A 14,076-nucleotide genomic window follows, 5' to 3' on the forward strand; every position below is an offset into this window, starting at 1 on the left:
ACTATCAATATTTACTGTTGTTGTTGGTGCTGTTGTATCAATCAATGCGCTATCAGTCGTACTTGGTCCTATATTTCCTGCAATATCTGTAATTGTTGCAGTAACAGTAATTATCTCACCCTCAGCAGGTGGAGTAAATGAAGTTGTTACATTTCCATTAGTAATATCTGTTGGCGTAATTACTATTGGAGTAGTTGTTGTTCCATCTGTTACATTTACTGTATCCCCTGCTTCTACACCAGCTGGTAAATCTATTTGAACATCTACATTACCATCTAATTCTGTACCATTCAGTATTCCATCATTATTTATATCTTCTGTGATTGTTACTGCTGTTGGTGCTAGAGGTGGCGTTGTATCGATTGATGTATCTATAAGTGCGCTTTCTTCTCCCGTTTTACCTTCATTTCCTGAAGAATCAGTAATTGATGAAGTAATAGTAATCGTACTACCATTTTCAGGAGAAGTAAAACTAGTATCTACGTAACCATTATCAATATCAGTCTGTGTTAGTGTTATTGTTTGAGGAGTTGTTCCATCACTTACGTTTACTATATCACCAACTTTGGTATCTGTAGGAAGTGTTATTTTCACATCTACATCACCAGATAATTCATTAGCATTAAGTATTCCATCATTATTTATATCTTCTATAAATGTAATTTTAGGAGCATCAGAAAGAGCAGAATTATCATCATCGTCATGCAATGCTAAAGCAGCTATTCCACCTATTGCAAGTGCACCAAGAACATATGGCCACCAACCATATCCTGTATCAGCTACAGTTGGAGAAGACGTAGCTACTGCCGCAACTGGAGTTCCACTTGAATATCCAAGACTACTATAAGAAGATTCTCCATCAATCATATTCATAGCAAGAAAATCAGTATTCCCTTCTTGAGGGACAAGTTCATAATAGTTTCCATCTTCTGCTAGTCCAACTAAATTACCCATAGAATCATCATAATAATCCTCGATAATAATATCAGCTGTAGTATTATCATCTGTAATTTCTTCTTCAATATCAAGTTTTATAAGAAGATCTTTTCCTTTTCGTGTAAGTAAAACTTGATTTGGAGCAACATTTGTTACAGAATCTCGTAGTTCATATTGAACTGATTTTTCTGCTTTTACTATTAAAGGATTTCCACTTTTACTAGTATCTACTGTAACATTTGAGATTTGACCTGTAAGATCTTTTGTTATAAATTGAAATAAATTTTGCATTTTCTCTCCTAATAATTATTGTATTTTATTAAATGTTCATTATTCAATAATAATATTTAGTATTCTATTACTACCCTACGATCTGGTTGTAAACATTCAATTAGCGTTGAAGAATATTTACCTTTACAATTTGTTGTTACTGGTTCTTTTGAACCATGACCTTCAATTTTTAATGGTAAATCTATACCATTTGTAATAAGATAATTAGCAACTGCTTCAGCACGATTAAAAGACAATTCTTCATTGTATTTATCACTTCCCAATCTATCTGTATGTCCTATAATTTTAAGAGTTTTAACTTGATTAGGACACATAGCTATATCTCCAATTAATTCATCCATTAAAATCCGAGAAGAAGAACTTAATTCAGTACTATCAAAAGCAAATAAACTATCTCCATCTAATACAAGTTTTGGAACATAACGATTTACGAGATTACTACTTATTTTAATACCATTAAGTTCCTCTTTTCCTTGAACACTATCAACAATAACAGGAAGAAAAATTTTATTTTTATCTTCTATTATTTTAATATATGTAATTGAATCTCTTGAAATTCCAACAGCTTGTAAAGCCCCTTTTCTTAAAGAATCTCCTCTTGATGCAACACGTAAATTAATACTACTACTGCATGCCTTTGCTTGAACATATTCACCTGGTAATAATGCTCCTACAACATTATTATTAATAAAAATTAATGGGGTTTTTTGTATATTTTTACTATCTTCTCTATAAAATACAATCGATCCCTGGTTTATATTTACTTTAGCCCCATCACTAATAGGTCCATGTAAAAGTTCCCCCGCCATACTATTTGTAAAAAAGCCTGTAAATATAATAAAACATATTATATTTAGTTTAAATTTTGAACTCATTTTAGCTCCTATATTAAGTTTAATATTAAAATACTTTATTATACAATTAAATAATAAATATATGGTGAGTAATCTTATAAAATAATATACATATGTGAGAGAATGTTATATTGTCGCGATAATAACTTATGTTTGTAAAGAAAAAGATATAGAGAGATTGAATATTTTAAGAAAAATTGCAATAGTTTGATATGAGATATCAAACTATTTTTTTAGATTTATTATATTAAGATAGTGCTAACCAAATACCAATACCCATCATTAATGTTCCTGCAATTTTATTTATAAATTTTACATTAGAGCTATTTTGTAATAATTTTCTTAATGTTTTTCCACCTGTTGCATAAATAATTAGACATGAAAATTCTAAAAGTAAAATCATAAAAATTAAAATAACTAATTGTGAAGTCATAGGTAGACTATCATCTATAAAAGGTGGTAAAAGTGCTACAAAAAATGCCCATCCTTTTGGATTAGCAATTGCTGTTATAAAGCCTTGCATTGCTAAGTTCTTTTTTGAAATACTATAATTACATTCATCAAGACTTAATGCCATTTTCCCACGTGAAAGCCACATTTGAATTCCAAGATAAATTAAATATGCCCCACCACCATATTTAAGTACCAAAAAGATTGTTGGGTAATTAATCATTACAGTTGCAACTCCAACAACAGAAGATGTTGCAACAATAGCAACTCCAATTAATTCTCCATACATCATATAAAATGTTTTTTTCAATCCAATACTCATCCCCATACTAAGAGCTAGGGTCATACACATTCCAGGAGTTAATGAAACGAGAAAAAAAGTAGGGATGAATACAGCAAGAAGTGCTAAGTTAATAAATTCCAAGATAATCCTTATTTAAAAGATAATTATATACAAAAGATTATAAAAAAGTACATCAAAAAATCTATAATGATTCTAATTACAAATATTTCACAAAAAAAGAGTAAAGTTCTCTTATGAAAAAAATATATATAATTTTAACTTTAATGATACTTTCAATAACTCAAGTAAGTGCTTACACTGCAAAAATCAAAACTGCTCATGCAATTGGCATTTTTCATAAAAATGGTACAGGTGAGAATATTCAACATTTAAGAAAAACAAAAGATGATTATAATGGCATTTGTTACTCAAAAATTGTAGTTTTTGGGAATTTACATAATATAAAGACAAGTGTAAATATAGGTACTTCCATTGGTACTTTAGTAAAGACAATATCAATTTATAATAAACAAAAAATCAAAATTGCGGAAGAGCAAACATTTAAACATTATGGTGTTACGAAGGGATATATTCAAGTAAAAGTTAATAATAAACTTTATGATTCAAAAGTATTTGTAAAGTGATAAATTTTTAACTTTAATATAGAAATTTCAAAAAAAAATATAAACATAGCATTAAAATAGCATTTTTATGATATAATTCTTGAAATAGAAGTTTTATCTATTATCTCTCCTTAGTAAAAAATTACGTAGCTGTAAAATTTTTTCAAGATAAAACTTCTCTTTACTACACATTCTTATAAAAAATCGAAATCTTTATAATGTTAAAATGATTTTATTTTTTAATATATTCTATTTTTTTTACTATATAAAATCAAATGCGTGGACATAAAAAAAGGGAAGCTAAATAACTCCCTTTTTTTATAAACAATTCTTTATTACACAAAATTCAACCCATAGGTATTGAAATTATAAATATAGCTCCAGTATAATTTTTATTTTCATAAGAATAATTTTCATTATTAGCTTCAATTATTCCATCCATTCCTTTAACAATTAAATTATAAGTCATATGAAGTCCAATTCCTGTACCTTTTGATTGATGTTTAGTTGTGAAATAAGGTTCAAATATCTTAGGTAATATATCAATTGGTATTCCACCTGCATTATCTTTTATTTTTATAATTACATTATTATCTTTAGTTAAAGTTGATATAAATATAAATTTATTTGTAATATTTCTTTCTTCTAAAGTATCTTTAGAATTATTAAATATATTTATAAGACATTGAATAAGTTCATTTGGATAACCATACAAACTTATATCTTCTTGTATATCTAAAATCAAATTTATATTGTTATTTATAATTTCACCTTTAACTAAAATTCTAAAGCTATCAATACAAGTACTTAGATTAAATATTACCTTTTTTCTATCACCATTTATAAAGTTCTTAAAATCATCAATAGTTTTTGATAGATATTGTGCATTATTATTTATTTCTAAACAAGTTTCTTTAAAAAATTCATCTTTAAGTAAACCATGTTCTTTTTGCATTAGCATACCCGTAGCACCTGTGGATATTATAGATAATGGCTGTCTCCATTGATGTGCAATATTTCCAATCATTTCTCCCATTGATGCCATTTTTTCAGATTTAAAAAGTTGTTCTTGAATATATAAATTTTTTTCTACTTCTTCTTTGATTTTTTCTGCTAGATTTTCATTTAATTTTTGTAAATCTTTTGTCTTCTTTTCAACAGCTATTTTCAAATTATTATTTGCCATTTTTAAAATAAATTGTCTATATACAAAAAATAAAATCAACATTATTGAGATAATTAAAATCTGCCATATTAAATTATAATCAATACGTTTTTCATATTTTATTGATATCCAATTATTTAATATTTCTTGTTGTTTTTTACTATCAATACTTTTTACAACTTTATCTAAAATATTAAATAAATTTTTATCATCATTTCTAACTCCAATCCCAAGTGCCCAATTTTCTTCCAATTTACCTGCGATTTTAAGCTCGCCTCTTGATCCGCTTTGAAATTCGTGACTTATACTAGCAAGCGTTCCTATATATGCAAATAATTCACCCTTATTTACTCTTTTTAAACCATCTTCAATATTTTTAACTTCTATAATATTTAAATTAGGATATTTATTTCTCAATATTTCAACAAAAGCATAATCTTTGGTTATTCCTACTTTTTTATTTTCAATAGCATCAATATTATCTATAAAGGGGACATCTATTTTCGTAGCAACAACTATTGGGATTTTTAAATATGGTGTAGTAAATTTTAAATATTCTTTTCGTTTTGGAGTTTCCATAGATAAAGATAGAATATCACATTTTCTATCTTTTACATTTTTTATTGATTCATTCCATGTTTTTGTTTTTATTACTTTTATATCTATATTTAAAATATCCTCAAAAATCTTATAATAATCTGCAGTTATACCAATATATTTACCGTTTTTATCAAACTTTTCAAATGGCATCCAATCAGGGTCAATACACATAGTAATCTGTTTTTTTTCTTTTAAATATTGTCTTTGTGCATCTGTTAAATTAATATTATTTTTATTAGTTTTTTTTTCAATTTTTGCAGTAAACCATTTATTATATAGTACTTCTTTTTCTTCCCGTGAAATAGCTTTTATAGACTTGTTTATAATAGAAAATAAAACTTTATCTTCTTTTTTAACACCAATCCTTAAGTCTTCTTTTTTTATTATTTTACTATCAAGTTCATCAAGAATCTTTACATTAGTAAACCCACCACGTTTAATATGTTTTTGACCACTAATTAAATTATGAAATACAACATCAACTTTTCCATATAATAATGCTTTTATCTTATTTCCTGAGTTTTCAAATTCGACAAGCTCAAAAAGTCCTAACGATTTAAGTACATCATAATAATAAATATCTTTTGTAATACCAATTTTCTTTCCTTTTAAAGATTCAAATCCTTTATAATTATTGATTTCTCCTTTTCTAGCAAAAATAACATTTGGTATTTCAAAATATGGTTTTGAAAAATTTGTAAAATCCTCTCTTTTTTTACTATAAGAAATAAAGTCTATTAAATCAATCTGTTTATTTTTAAATTTATTAAGTGTATTACTCCAATTATTCATTTGAATTTTTATTTTTAATCCACTTTTTTTTATAATTAGATTTATATAATCATAAGAAAAACCTTTTATTTTTTTATTTTCTTCAAAACTAAAAGGATAATTATCAACCATCATTCCTAAAATAAATGTATTAGATTCTATATATTTTTTTTCTATTTCTGTAAAGTTATTTTCTAATGTTACACTTTTATTTTCTACTTTATTAAATGCTAATAAATTATATATTAATGCAATTAATAATATTAATTTTTTCATTAGTAACCCTTAAGAATACAGCAATATTCGAATATAAACTAGTTTATGGTTTAGAAAGTATATCAATATACTACTTAATAACATAAGTATTTATATTAAAGTATATAAAAGAGAAGGGAAATAATTATTTAGATTTTACTTTTAGATTATTTTATATATAGGCAGAAGTTTTTATAAAATCTGCCTAATATTTTATTACATATATTTTTTAAGAACTTCTGGAATGCTTATACTTCCATCTTCATTTTGATAGTTTTCCATAATTGCAACAAGTGTTCTACCTACTGCTAAGCTTGAACCATTTAAAGTATGAGTTAAAATATTTTTCTTACCATCTTTATATCTGATTTTTGCTCGTCTACTTTGAAATTCTTTTGTATTAGAAATTGATGATATTTCTCTATATTTATTTTGTCCTGGTAACCATACTTCTAGGTCAATAGTAGTAGCCGCTGAAAAACCTAAATCACCAGTACAAAGCTGTACTTTTTGGTGTGATAAGCCTAATGAAGTCAATAAATCACTTGCACAAGTAACCATTTTTTCAAATACTTCTTCACTTTGTTCAGGTTTTGTAATGGCTACCATTTCAACTTTATCAAATTGGTGTTGTCTAATAAGTCCTCTTGTATCTCTACCTGCACTTCCTGCTTCTTTTCTAAAACAAGGAGTATAAGAAGTCATTAATTTTGGTAATTGCTCACTTGGAATAATTTCATCATTATAAAGGTTTGTTAAAACAACTTCAGCAGTTGGAATTAAATATAAATCTTCACCATCAATTTTGAATAAATCATCTTCAAATTTTGGAAGTTGACCTGTTCCTTGAAGTGTATTTGTATTTGCCATAAAAGGTAAATACCACTCTTCAAAACCTCTTTTAGTATTAAAATCAAGCATATAGTTTATTAAAGCTCTCTCCATTTTAGCAGCCTGCCCTCGCATTGCTACAAATCTAGACTTAGCTAATTTTACACCTCTTGGAAAATCTAATGAACCATCTTTTTCACCTAAGTCCCAATGCTCTTTTGGAGTAAAAGAAAATTCAGGTTTTTTACCAATTATTTCTAATACAACATTTTCATTTTCATCAGCACCATTTGGAACACAATCATCAGGCATATTTGGAACACCTAAAGCAATAGCTGTTAGTTCATCTTCTAATACTCTAACCTCTTCTTCTAATACTTGTTTATTGTTTTTAAGTTCATTGATATTAGCTTGCAAAGGAGCAATATCTAATCCTTCTTTTTTATATCTTCCAAACTCTTTTGATAGTTTATTTTGCTCAGCTGTAACGTTTTCCATATCTTGTCGTTTTTGCTTTGCATTTTCTGAGATAGATTTTAAGTTGTCTAAAATTTCTTGTGAAACACCTTTTCTTTTTAAGGCATTTGCTATATTTTCAAAATCTTTTTGTAGTAGTTTTATATCAATCATCTTTTCTCTTTGTATTATAATTTTTTGCAATTATATCTAAAAATTGCTACAAAGAGATTAGATGTAAAAAAGTATTATCCGTTCATTTCCATTTTAATTAAAACTTCGCCATCTTCAAATACAGTTTTAAATATATGTTTATGGCAGAAATCTTCATTCATAATTGTACACATTTCATTTGCTTTTGCTAATGCTTCATCAACATCTTTACATTCTGTTTCTGTTTTAAAATCTGAGTTTTTAAAACATCCACATGCTCTTTCCATTCTTACTATTGTCATATTAATATCTCCTTTATATTTTGCGAATTGTATCATAAAGATATTTTAATTATCTTTTCATAAGCTCTTACATAGCTTTTTATAAAAATTTGTATAAAATATAAATAAAAAGATTTCAAATGAAAAAAATCAAAAATAAACTTTTAACTGTTTCAATTCCTATTTTATTACTTATAATTGCATCATTTTATATCACTTCGCAATTTATACAACCAAGTCCTAAAAAAGAGTTTACAATTGCAACTGGTTCTAAAAATGGACAATACTATAAGACTGCTTTATTATATAAGGAAATATTAGAAAAACAAAAAGTAAAAGTGAATATTCTAACTTCAAATGGATCCATTGATAATCTTAATTTAATTGAAAATAAAAAAGCTGATATGGCTTTTATCCAAAATGGTATTGATTACACAGAAAAAAATGTTTCAATAAAATCAATAGCTTCAACAAACTACGAACCTTTATGGATTTTTTACAAAAATGAAGGTTTTCAAATGGATTATATCCTTCAGTTAATTTCTAAGAAAATATCCATAGGAGGAGAAGGAAGTGGTACTTTTGATTTAGCATCAAAAATATTATCAGATAATGAAATAAATAAAAATAACTCTAAACTATATAATTATTCAACACAAGAGGCAAAAAAGAAGTTATTAAAAGGAGATATTGATGCAATGTTCCTTGTTATATCACCTAATTCATCAATAGTAAAAGAGTTGCTAGAAAACCCTAATATAAATTTATTTTCTTTTAAAAGAGCAAAAGCTTATAGTAGAAAATACAACTTTTTAGAATCTACACCTCTTTATGAAGGGACAATTGATTTATATAAAAACTTACCATCTGAAAATATAAATTTATTATCAACAACTGCTACATTGGTTATAAGAAATGACTTTTCAGAAGAATTAACAAGACTTGTTTTAAAAAGTATAAAAGATATTCATGATAAAAAAGGTCTTTTTGAAAAAGAAAACCAATTTCCAAACTTGGATAATATTACAATTGAAGCAAATGAAGAAGCTCTAAGATATTATACTTATGGAGATACATGGCTAGAAAAGATATTTCCCTACTGGATTGCTTCAAATCTTGATAGGTTAAAAATACTTTTAATTCCTTTGATTACACTTATGATTCCTCTTTTAAAAGGTGGTTTTCCACTTTATAGATGGAGTATTAGATCAAAAATATATAGATGGTACGATGAAGTTCAAGGACTTGATTTATCATTAGAGGGCTTAAAAACTAAAGAGGAACTAAAAAGAAAACTACTAGAAATTGAAGAATTAAAAAAAGAGATAAAAGATGAGACAAAAGTTCCACTATCATATATGGGTGAATACTATGATTTAATTATGCATATTGAACTTATAATCTCAAAAATAAATCTAAAAATCACTACTAATTAATTTTAGGAACTTTAGATATAATGACAAAAAAAACATAAGGAAGTAAATTTTGAGAATTTTATCGGGTATTCAACCATCAGGAATTATTCATATAGGAAACTATTTTGGAATGATTAAAAAGATGATTGAATCTCAAAATGACGGAGAATTATTTGCGTTTATTGCATCTTATCATGCATTAACATCAGTAAAGGATAAAGAATTTTTAGAAACAAATACTTTTGAAGCAGCGGTTAACTTTTTAGCTTTAGGAATGGATCCAGAGAAATCAACATTTTGGGTACAGCACCATGTAAAAGAAGTACTAGAACTTTACTGGATATTATCAAATAATACTTCAATGGGATTACTAGAACGTGCTCATTCATATAAAGATAAAACTTCAAAAGGAATAAGTGCAAATCATGGACTATTTTCTTATCCTGTATTAATGGCAGCAGATATTTTGGTATTTGATTCAAATATAGTACCAGTTGGAAAAGACCAAATTCAACATGTAGAAATGGCAAGAGATATTGCAAATTCTATTAATCACGCATACAAAGAAGAGCTTTTTGTATTGCCACAAGCAAAAGTGGATGAAGTAGTTGCAACAGTTCCTGGAACTGATGGAGCTAAAATGTCTAAGTCTTATGGAAATACTATTGATATGTTTAATACAAAAAAGAAAATCAAAAAACAAGTAATGGGAATTGTAACAGATTCAAAAGGACTTGATGATGTTAAACAATGGGAAGATAATAATATCTATAAAATATCTGAATTATTTATGAATGAAGGTGAATTAAAAGATTTACAAAAAAGATTTGAAACACCAGGTGAAGGTTATGGACATTTCAAGATAACATTACTTGAAAAAATCAATAACTATTTTGAACCGTATGAAGAAAAAAGAGCTCATTTATTAGAAAATCCTAAAGAAGTACATGAGATTTTAGCTTTTGGAGCTTCTAAAGCTTCTAAAATTGCTAGTGAAAAAATGAGAATTATTAGAGATGCAGTAGGTTTAATATAATATAAAAGAGATTTTCTCTTTTATATTTTTTTACAAATAAAGATTAATTTATCAGCATCTTCATCGCTGTGTAAATTAAACTCTCTTATTTCTTGAATTTCAAAGTTACATTTTTTTAATAATTTACTTAAAAACTCTTTTGAGTGATATTCTTGAATAATACTATCTTTTTCTTTTTTATATAAACCATCTTTATTTTTTTCAAAAAGTGTTATATCTGTTTGAAGTTTATTTTCTTCAAAAATCGCATCAATTCCTATAAATCTATCATCACTATCAATAGTTATACATCCTTGAGCAATATTATCAAATCCAAAGTGTGAATTTACATCAAAGATAAAATATCCACCTTCATTTAAAACAAGGTTTGTTTCACTTATAAAAGTTTCTAAACCTTCACTTGGAATATAGTTTAATACATCAAAAATAGCTGTTGCACAATCATATTTTTCTTTTACATCACAAAGTGTAATAGCTTTTGCATTTAAGTTTTTTTGCTCACAAACTTTTATTTGTTCAACACTTAAATCAATTCCAAATGCTGTTTTATTATTGATTTTTAGATTATCTAAAAAATATCCTTGACCACATCCAATATCAATAATATTATCAAGTTCATTCATCATTACAAATGCCATAAACTCTTTGTGTAAAGTATAAACCTCATCTTCAAAATCTAAGAAAGGTTCAACTTTTGAATATAATTCTAGACCCATTATAATTGTGCTTCTATCTTTTCTTTTAAATTTAAGATTAAATCTTTTTTAGCATAAAATGAATTTTTATTAGCAATTAAATGTGCGCTACTTTCCATAATAGTAGGACCTACTTCAAGTCCATTTTGCTTCATTGTTTCACCAGTTTCTACAATATCAACAATGCAATCAGAAAGATTAACTAAAGGTGCTAATTCAATTGAACCATACAGTTTAATAATATCAACAGCCATTGCTTTTTCTTCAAAATATCTTTTTGCAATTTTTTCGTGTTTTGTAGCAACTGTAATTTTACTTTTAGTCATATCAAGTTTTTCACCTTTTCTTAGACCAAAAGCAACTTTACATTTTCCTAATTGTAAATCAAGAAGTTTAATTAAATCGTATTCTTTTTCTTCAAGAACATCAAGTCCTACTACACCTAAATCAGCAGCACCATGCATTACATACGTTGGAACATCTTGATTTCTAACATTTAAAAATCTAAATCCAGCTTTTTCAAGTATTAACTTTCTATCTTCAAAAACAAACTTTTCTTCAAAAGCAGCTTCAAATTTATCCAAAGTTTCCTTTGCTATTCTTCCCTTAGGCAATGCAATTGTTAGCATCAATAATCCTTTTCATATTTTCAAATATTAAATCTTTTTTATATACACTATTTTCAAAATATCCACTTAATAACTTTCCATCTCCACCTGTAAATATAATATTTTTATTTTTGCTCACTTCTTTGATGGGTAAAATGATAGATTTCATCATGGCATATTGTATAGCGTCTTTTGTTTGAAGCGGTATTTTATCTAAATTTATATCTTTTTCAAAATCAAATTTTAATTTTTTAGAAATTTTAGGATAAGTTTCGCTAAATGCTCTAAACCCTGGCAATATAAAACCACCTTTATGCTTGCCTTTTTTCATAATATCAACTGTTATTGCACTTCCTGCATCAACAATTATTTCATCTTCACAAAATACACATGCAATAGCTCTATCTGCGCCTAATCCTTGATATTGTGTTTCAAATTCTAAAACTTCTGTAATATCTTTGGCTTGAGGATTTATATCTAAAAGTTTTAACGTAGCTTTGTTATTAACTGATACATAATAAATATCATTTGTAAAAGAAGGTATTTCTTTATCAATATCATATTTTTTATGTTTTCCATTTATCAAAAAATGGAAAGTTGAATTTCCTATATCACATAAAATCAATATAAACACTCCATTTGTTTTCTTTTAAGTAGGCTTTTGCTTTTGAGCATAAAGGACTTGATACTAATAAAATTTTTTTCTTAAAATTATGTTCTAAGTGATTTGATAACTTATCGCAAAGTGCCATTAAATCATCTGCATTTTTTCTTATAAATCTACTTTTTGAATCTACTATGAATATTGCATAATATTTTGAATCTACAGAAGTTGCATTATAAATTTTTATTTTTTTTCTTGAACCTAACTCTTTTGGAATTGTTTCATTTATTTGCTTAAATATAATATCTTTTTTTGTGAAATATGTAGTAAGTTCTTTCAATTTGTGCCTTTTAATTAAAAAAGAGTATATCAAATTAAGACTTTTATCTACTTATTATTTTTTATACAAATAATTAACAAATTATTACAGCTTTTTGCTATAATTCGAAAAATTATCTATAAATGAAGTATTATGTCAGAAATAACTAATCAAGAACAAACAAAAATTACTAGAGTACTTATTAAATCAGCAGCAATAATGTTAGAGTATGGAGCTGAAAGTATCTTAATAGAACAAACAGCCCAAAGACTAGGTAAAGCATTAGGCGTTGACTCTGTAGAGATGTCTTTAATTCCATCTGCTATTGTTTTAACTACATTAAATAATAACCATTCAGTAACTACAACAAGAAGTATTCATCACAAACCAATTAATATGTCAATAGTTTGTGTTATTCAAATGATGGTTATCGAAGTTGAAAAAAATAAACATGATTTTCAATACGTAAATGAAACAATCAAAAATATAACACCAAATCTTTATAATAGATGGCTAATTGTTTTTATGGTTGGATTTGCCTGTGCATCTTTTGCTATTTTACAAGGTGGAGATGTTAGTGCATTTTTTATTACTTTTATAGTTGCATGTATTGCTATGTTTATTAGACAAGAATTAAATAAAAAAAGATTTATGATGATTCTAACTTTTGGTATTACATCTTTTCTTGCCACAATTTTAGGAAGTAGTATAATGCTTTTTCAACATACAGACACGCCAAATATTGTTTTAGCTTCTAGTGTATTGCTTTTAGTTCCTGGTTTCCCTTTTATAAACTCTTTTTTAGATGCACTAAAAGGTTATTTGAGTATGGGTTGGGGACGTTGGCTACAAGCTACAATATTAACAGTTGCATCTTCAATGGGTATTGTTTTAGCAATGTCTGTTTTAAATATAAAAGGTTGGTAAAATGATGATTATTATATTAAATATCTTATTGAAATCTATTTTTGCAAGTGTTGCTTCAACTGGTTTTGCAATGCTTTTTAATGTTCCAAAAGCAACACTTAAATACTGTGCTTTAGGTGGAGGAATTACTTATATTATTAGAAATGTATCTATGCAAATGGGTCTTTCAATTGTTTTATCAACATTTATAGCTGCAGCTTGTATTGGATTTATTACATTAAAATGGTCAAAAAAGTTTTTAGTTCCTCGACCTGTTTATTCAGTTGCTTCTATTATTCCTATGATTCCTGGGACCTTTGCATTTACAGCTATGATTTCTCTAGTTGATATGAATACGCATGGTGTTACTCCTGAATTAATAGAAATATTTATTGAAAATGCTTTAAAAGCCTTATCTATTTTAGGTGCAATTACATTTGGATTGGCACTTACTTCTTTATATTATATGAGATTAAATAGACCTGTTGTTTGATAATATAGATAAATTAATTTTTTAAGATTAATTTATCTAATATTTTATATC

General features: G+C 26.4%; 15 protein-coding genes. 5 read left to right on the top strand and 10 right to left on the bottom strand.

Features of this window, described 5'->3' with window-relative positions; translation table 11 throughout:
- The 3 genes from D9T19_RS06865 to D9T19_RS06875 all read right to left on the bottom strand — a co-directional run.
- A partial coding sequence (locus D9T19_RS06865) for a hypothetical protein (RefSeq protein WP_205588697.1) occupies positions 1-1,227 on the bottom strand: 1,227 nt, incomplete at its 3' end.
- 56 nt (positions 1,228-1,283) lie between these two features.
- On the bottom strand, positions 1,284-2,102 hold the full coding sequence (locus D9T19_RS06870; protein WP_121627488.1) for an OmpA family protein: 819 nt from the start codon (positions 2,100-2,102) through the stop codon (positions 1,284-1,286).
- A 226-nt stretch (positions 2,103-2,328) separates the two neighbouring features.
- The gene (locus D9T19_RS06875) at positions 2,329-2,955 is read right to left on the bottom strand and encodes a LysE family translocator (RefSeq protein ID WP_228197980.1); all 627 of its coding nucleotides are present in this window, start codon (positions 2,953-2,955) and stop codon (positions 2,329-2,331) included.
- A 113-nt stretch (positions 2,956-3,068) separates the two neighbouring features.
- On the opposite strand from D9T19_RS06875, the gene D9T19_RS06880 reads away from it, so the two are divergent.
- The gene (locus D9T19_RS06880; protein WP_121627490.1) at positions 3,069-3,458 is read left to right on the top strand and encodes a hypothetical protein; all 390 of its coding nucleotides are present in this window, start codon (positions 3,069-3,071) and stop codon (positions 3,456-3,458) included.
- Between the two features lie 325 nt (positions 3,459-3,783).
- Here the strand turns inward: D9T19_RS06880 and D9T19_RS06885 are convergent, their stop codons facing one another.
- The 3 genes from D9T19_RS06885 to D9T19_RS06895 all read right to left on the bottom strand — a co-directional run bounded on the left by D9T19_RS06885 (position 3,784) and on the right by D9T19_RS06895 (position 7,970).
- Complete coding sequence (locus tag D9T19_RS06885) at positions 3,784-6,249, bottom strand: transporter substrate-binding domain-containing protein (RefSeq protein ID WP_121627491.1); 2,466 nt, start codon at positions 6,247-6,249, stop codon at positions 3,784-3,786.
- 195 nt (positions 6,250-6,444) lie between these two features.
- Entirely contained in the window at positions 6,445-7,689 is a 1,245-nt protein-coding gene (gene serS, locus D9T19_RS06890; protein ID WP_121627492.1) for a serine--tRNA ligase, read from the bottom strand.
- A 74-nt stretch (positions 7,690-7,763) separates the two neighbouring features.
- Positions 7,764-7,970, bottom strand: a complete 207-nt coding sequence (locus D9T19_RS06895; protein ID WP_121627493.1) for a hypothetical protein — start codon at positions 7,968-7,970, stop codon at positions 7,764-7,766.
- Between the two features lie 119 nt (positions 7,971-8,089).
- On the opposite strand from D9T19_RS06895, the gene D9T19_RS06900 reads away from it, so the two are divergent.
- On the top strand, positions 8,090-9,385 hold the full coding sequence (locus tag D9T19_RS06900) for a TAXI family TRAP transporter solute-binding subunit (RefSeq protein WP_121627494.1): 1,296 nt from the start codon (positions 8,090-8,092) through the stop codon (positions 9,383-9,385).
- Between the two features lie 49 nt (positions 9,386-9,434).
- Positions 9,435-10,400 carry a tryptophan--tRNA ligase gene (gene trpS / locus D9T19_RS06905; protein ID WP_121627495.1) on the top strand — a complete coding sequence of 322 codons (966 nt, stop codon included), beginning with the start codon at positions 9,435-9,437 and terminating at the stop codon, positions 10,398-10,400.
- 20 nt (positions 10,401-10,420) lie between these two features.
- Here trpS and D9T19_RS06910 read toward each other — a convergent pair whose 3' ends face one another.
- The 4 genes from D9T19_RS06910 to D9T19_RS06925 are packed head-to-tail and all read right to left on the bottom strand — an operon-like array spanning position 10,421 to position 12,647.
- Positions 10,421-11,116 (bottom strand): methyltransferase domain-containing protein, encoded by a 696-nt coding sequence (locus D9T19_RS06910; RefSeq protein WP_121627496.1) that lies wholly within the window; start codon positions 11,114-11,116, stop codon positions 10,421-10,423.
- Complete coding sequence (gene hisG, locus D9T19_RS06915) at positions 11,116-11,724, bottom strand: ATP phosphoribosyltransferase (RefSeq protein ID WP_121627497.1); 609 nt, start codon at positions 11,722-11,724, stop codon at positions 11,116-11,118. The genes D9T19_RS06910 and hisG overlap by 1 nt, the downstream gene beginning before the upstream one ends.
- Positions 11,702-12,337 carry a type III pantothenate kinase gene (locus tag D9T19_RS06920; RefSeq protein ID WP_228197981.1) on the bottom strand — a complete coding sequence of 212 codons (636 nt, stop codon included), beginning with the start codon at positions 12,335-12,337 and terminating at the stop codon, positions 11,702-11,704. Before D9T19_RS06920 ends, hisG begins: the two co-directional genes overlap by 23 nt.
- Entirely contained in the window at positions 12,315-12,647 is a 333-nt protein-coding gene (locus tag D9T19_RS06925; RefSeq protein WP_121627499.1) for a hypothetical protein, read from the bottom strand. Before D9T19_RS06925 ends, D9T19_RS06920 begins: the two co-directional genes overlap by 23 nt.
- 132 nt (positions 12,648-12,779) lie before the next feature.
- On the opposite strand from D9T19_RS06925, the gene D9T19_RS06930 reads away from it, so the two are divergent.
- Together D9T19_RS06930 and D9T19_RS06935 are read left to right on the top strand one after the other, a co-directional pair.
- Entirely contained in the window at positions 12,780-13,553 is a 774-nt protein-coding gene (locus D9T19_RS06930) for a threonine/serine exporter family protein (RefSeq protein ID WP_121627500.1), read from the top strand.
- Between the two features lies 1 nt (position 13,554).
- The gene (locus D9T19_RS06935) at positions 13,555-14,025 is read left to right on the top strand and encodes a threonine/serine exporter family protein (RefSeq protein WP_121627501.1); all 471 of its coding nucleotides are present in this window, start codon (positions 13,555-13,557) and stop codon (positions 14,023-14,025) included.
- The last annotated feature ends 51 nt before the right edge of the window (positions 14,026-14,076 follow it).

Source organism: Poseidonibacter antarcticus (assembly GCF_003667345.1).
Lineage (GTDB): Bacteria > Campylobacterota > Campylobacteria > Campylobacterales > Arcobacteraceae > Poseidonibacter > Poseidonibacter antarcticus.

Bases quoted from the DNA above. Each gene is read 5' to 3' on its own strand.
- D9T19_RS06930 (WP_121627500.1), top strand. From the start codon at position 12,780: ATGTCAGAAATAACTAATCAAGAACAAACAAAAATTACTAGAGTACTT.
- D9T19_RS06880 (WP_121627490.1), top strand. From the start codon at position 3,069: ATGAAAAAAATATATATAATTTTAACTTTAATGATACTTTCAATAACT.
- D9T19_RS06885 (WP_121627491.1), bottom strand. From the start codon at position 6,249: ATGAAAAAATTAATATTATTAATTGCATTAATATATAATTTATTAGCA.
- D9T19_RS06870 (WP_121627488.1), bottom strand. From the start codon at position 2,102: ATGAGTTCAAAATTTAAACTAAATATAATATGTTTTATTATATTTACA.
- D9T19_RS06935 (WP_121627501.1), top strand. From the start codon at position 13,555: ATGATGATTATTATATTAAATATCTTATTGAAATCTATTTTTGCAAGT.
- D9T19_RS06910 (WP_121627496.1), bottom strand. From the start codon at position 11,116: ATGGGTCTAGAATTATATTCAAAAGTTGAACCTTTCTTAGATTTTGAA.
- D9T19_RS06895 (WP_121627493.1), bottom strand. From the start codon at position 7,970: ATGACAATAGTAAGAATGGAAAGAGCATGTGGATGTTTTAAAAACTCA.
- D9T19_RS06900 (WP_121627494.1), top strand. From the start codon at position 8,090: ATGAAAAAAATCAAAAATAAACTTTTAACTGTTTCAATTCCTATTTTA.
- serS (WP_121627492.1), bottom strand. From the start codon at position 7,689: ATGATTGATATAAAACTACTACAAAAAGATTTTGAAAATATAGCAAAT.
- hisG (WP_121627497.1), bottom strand. From the start codon at position 11,724: ATGCTAACAATTGCATTGCCTAAGGGAAGAATAGCAAAGGAAACTTTG.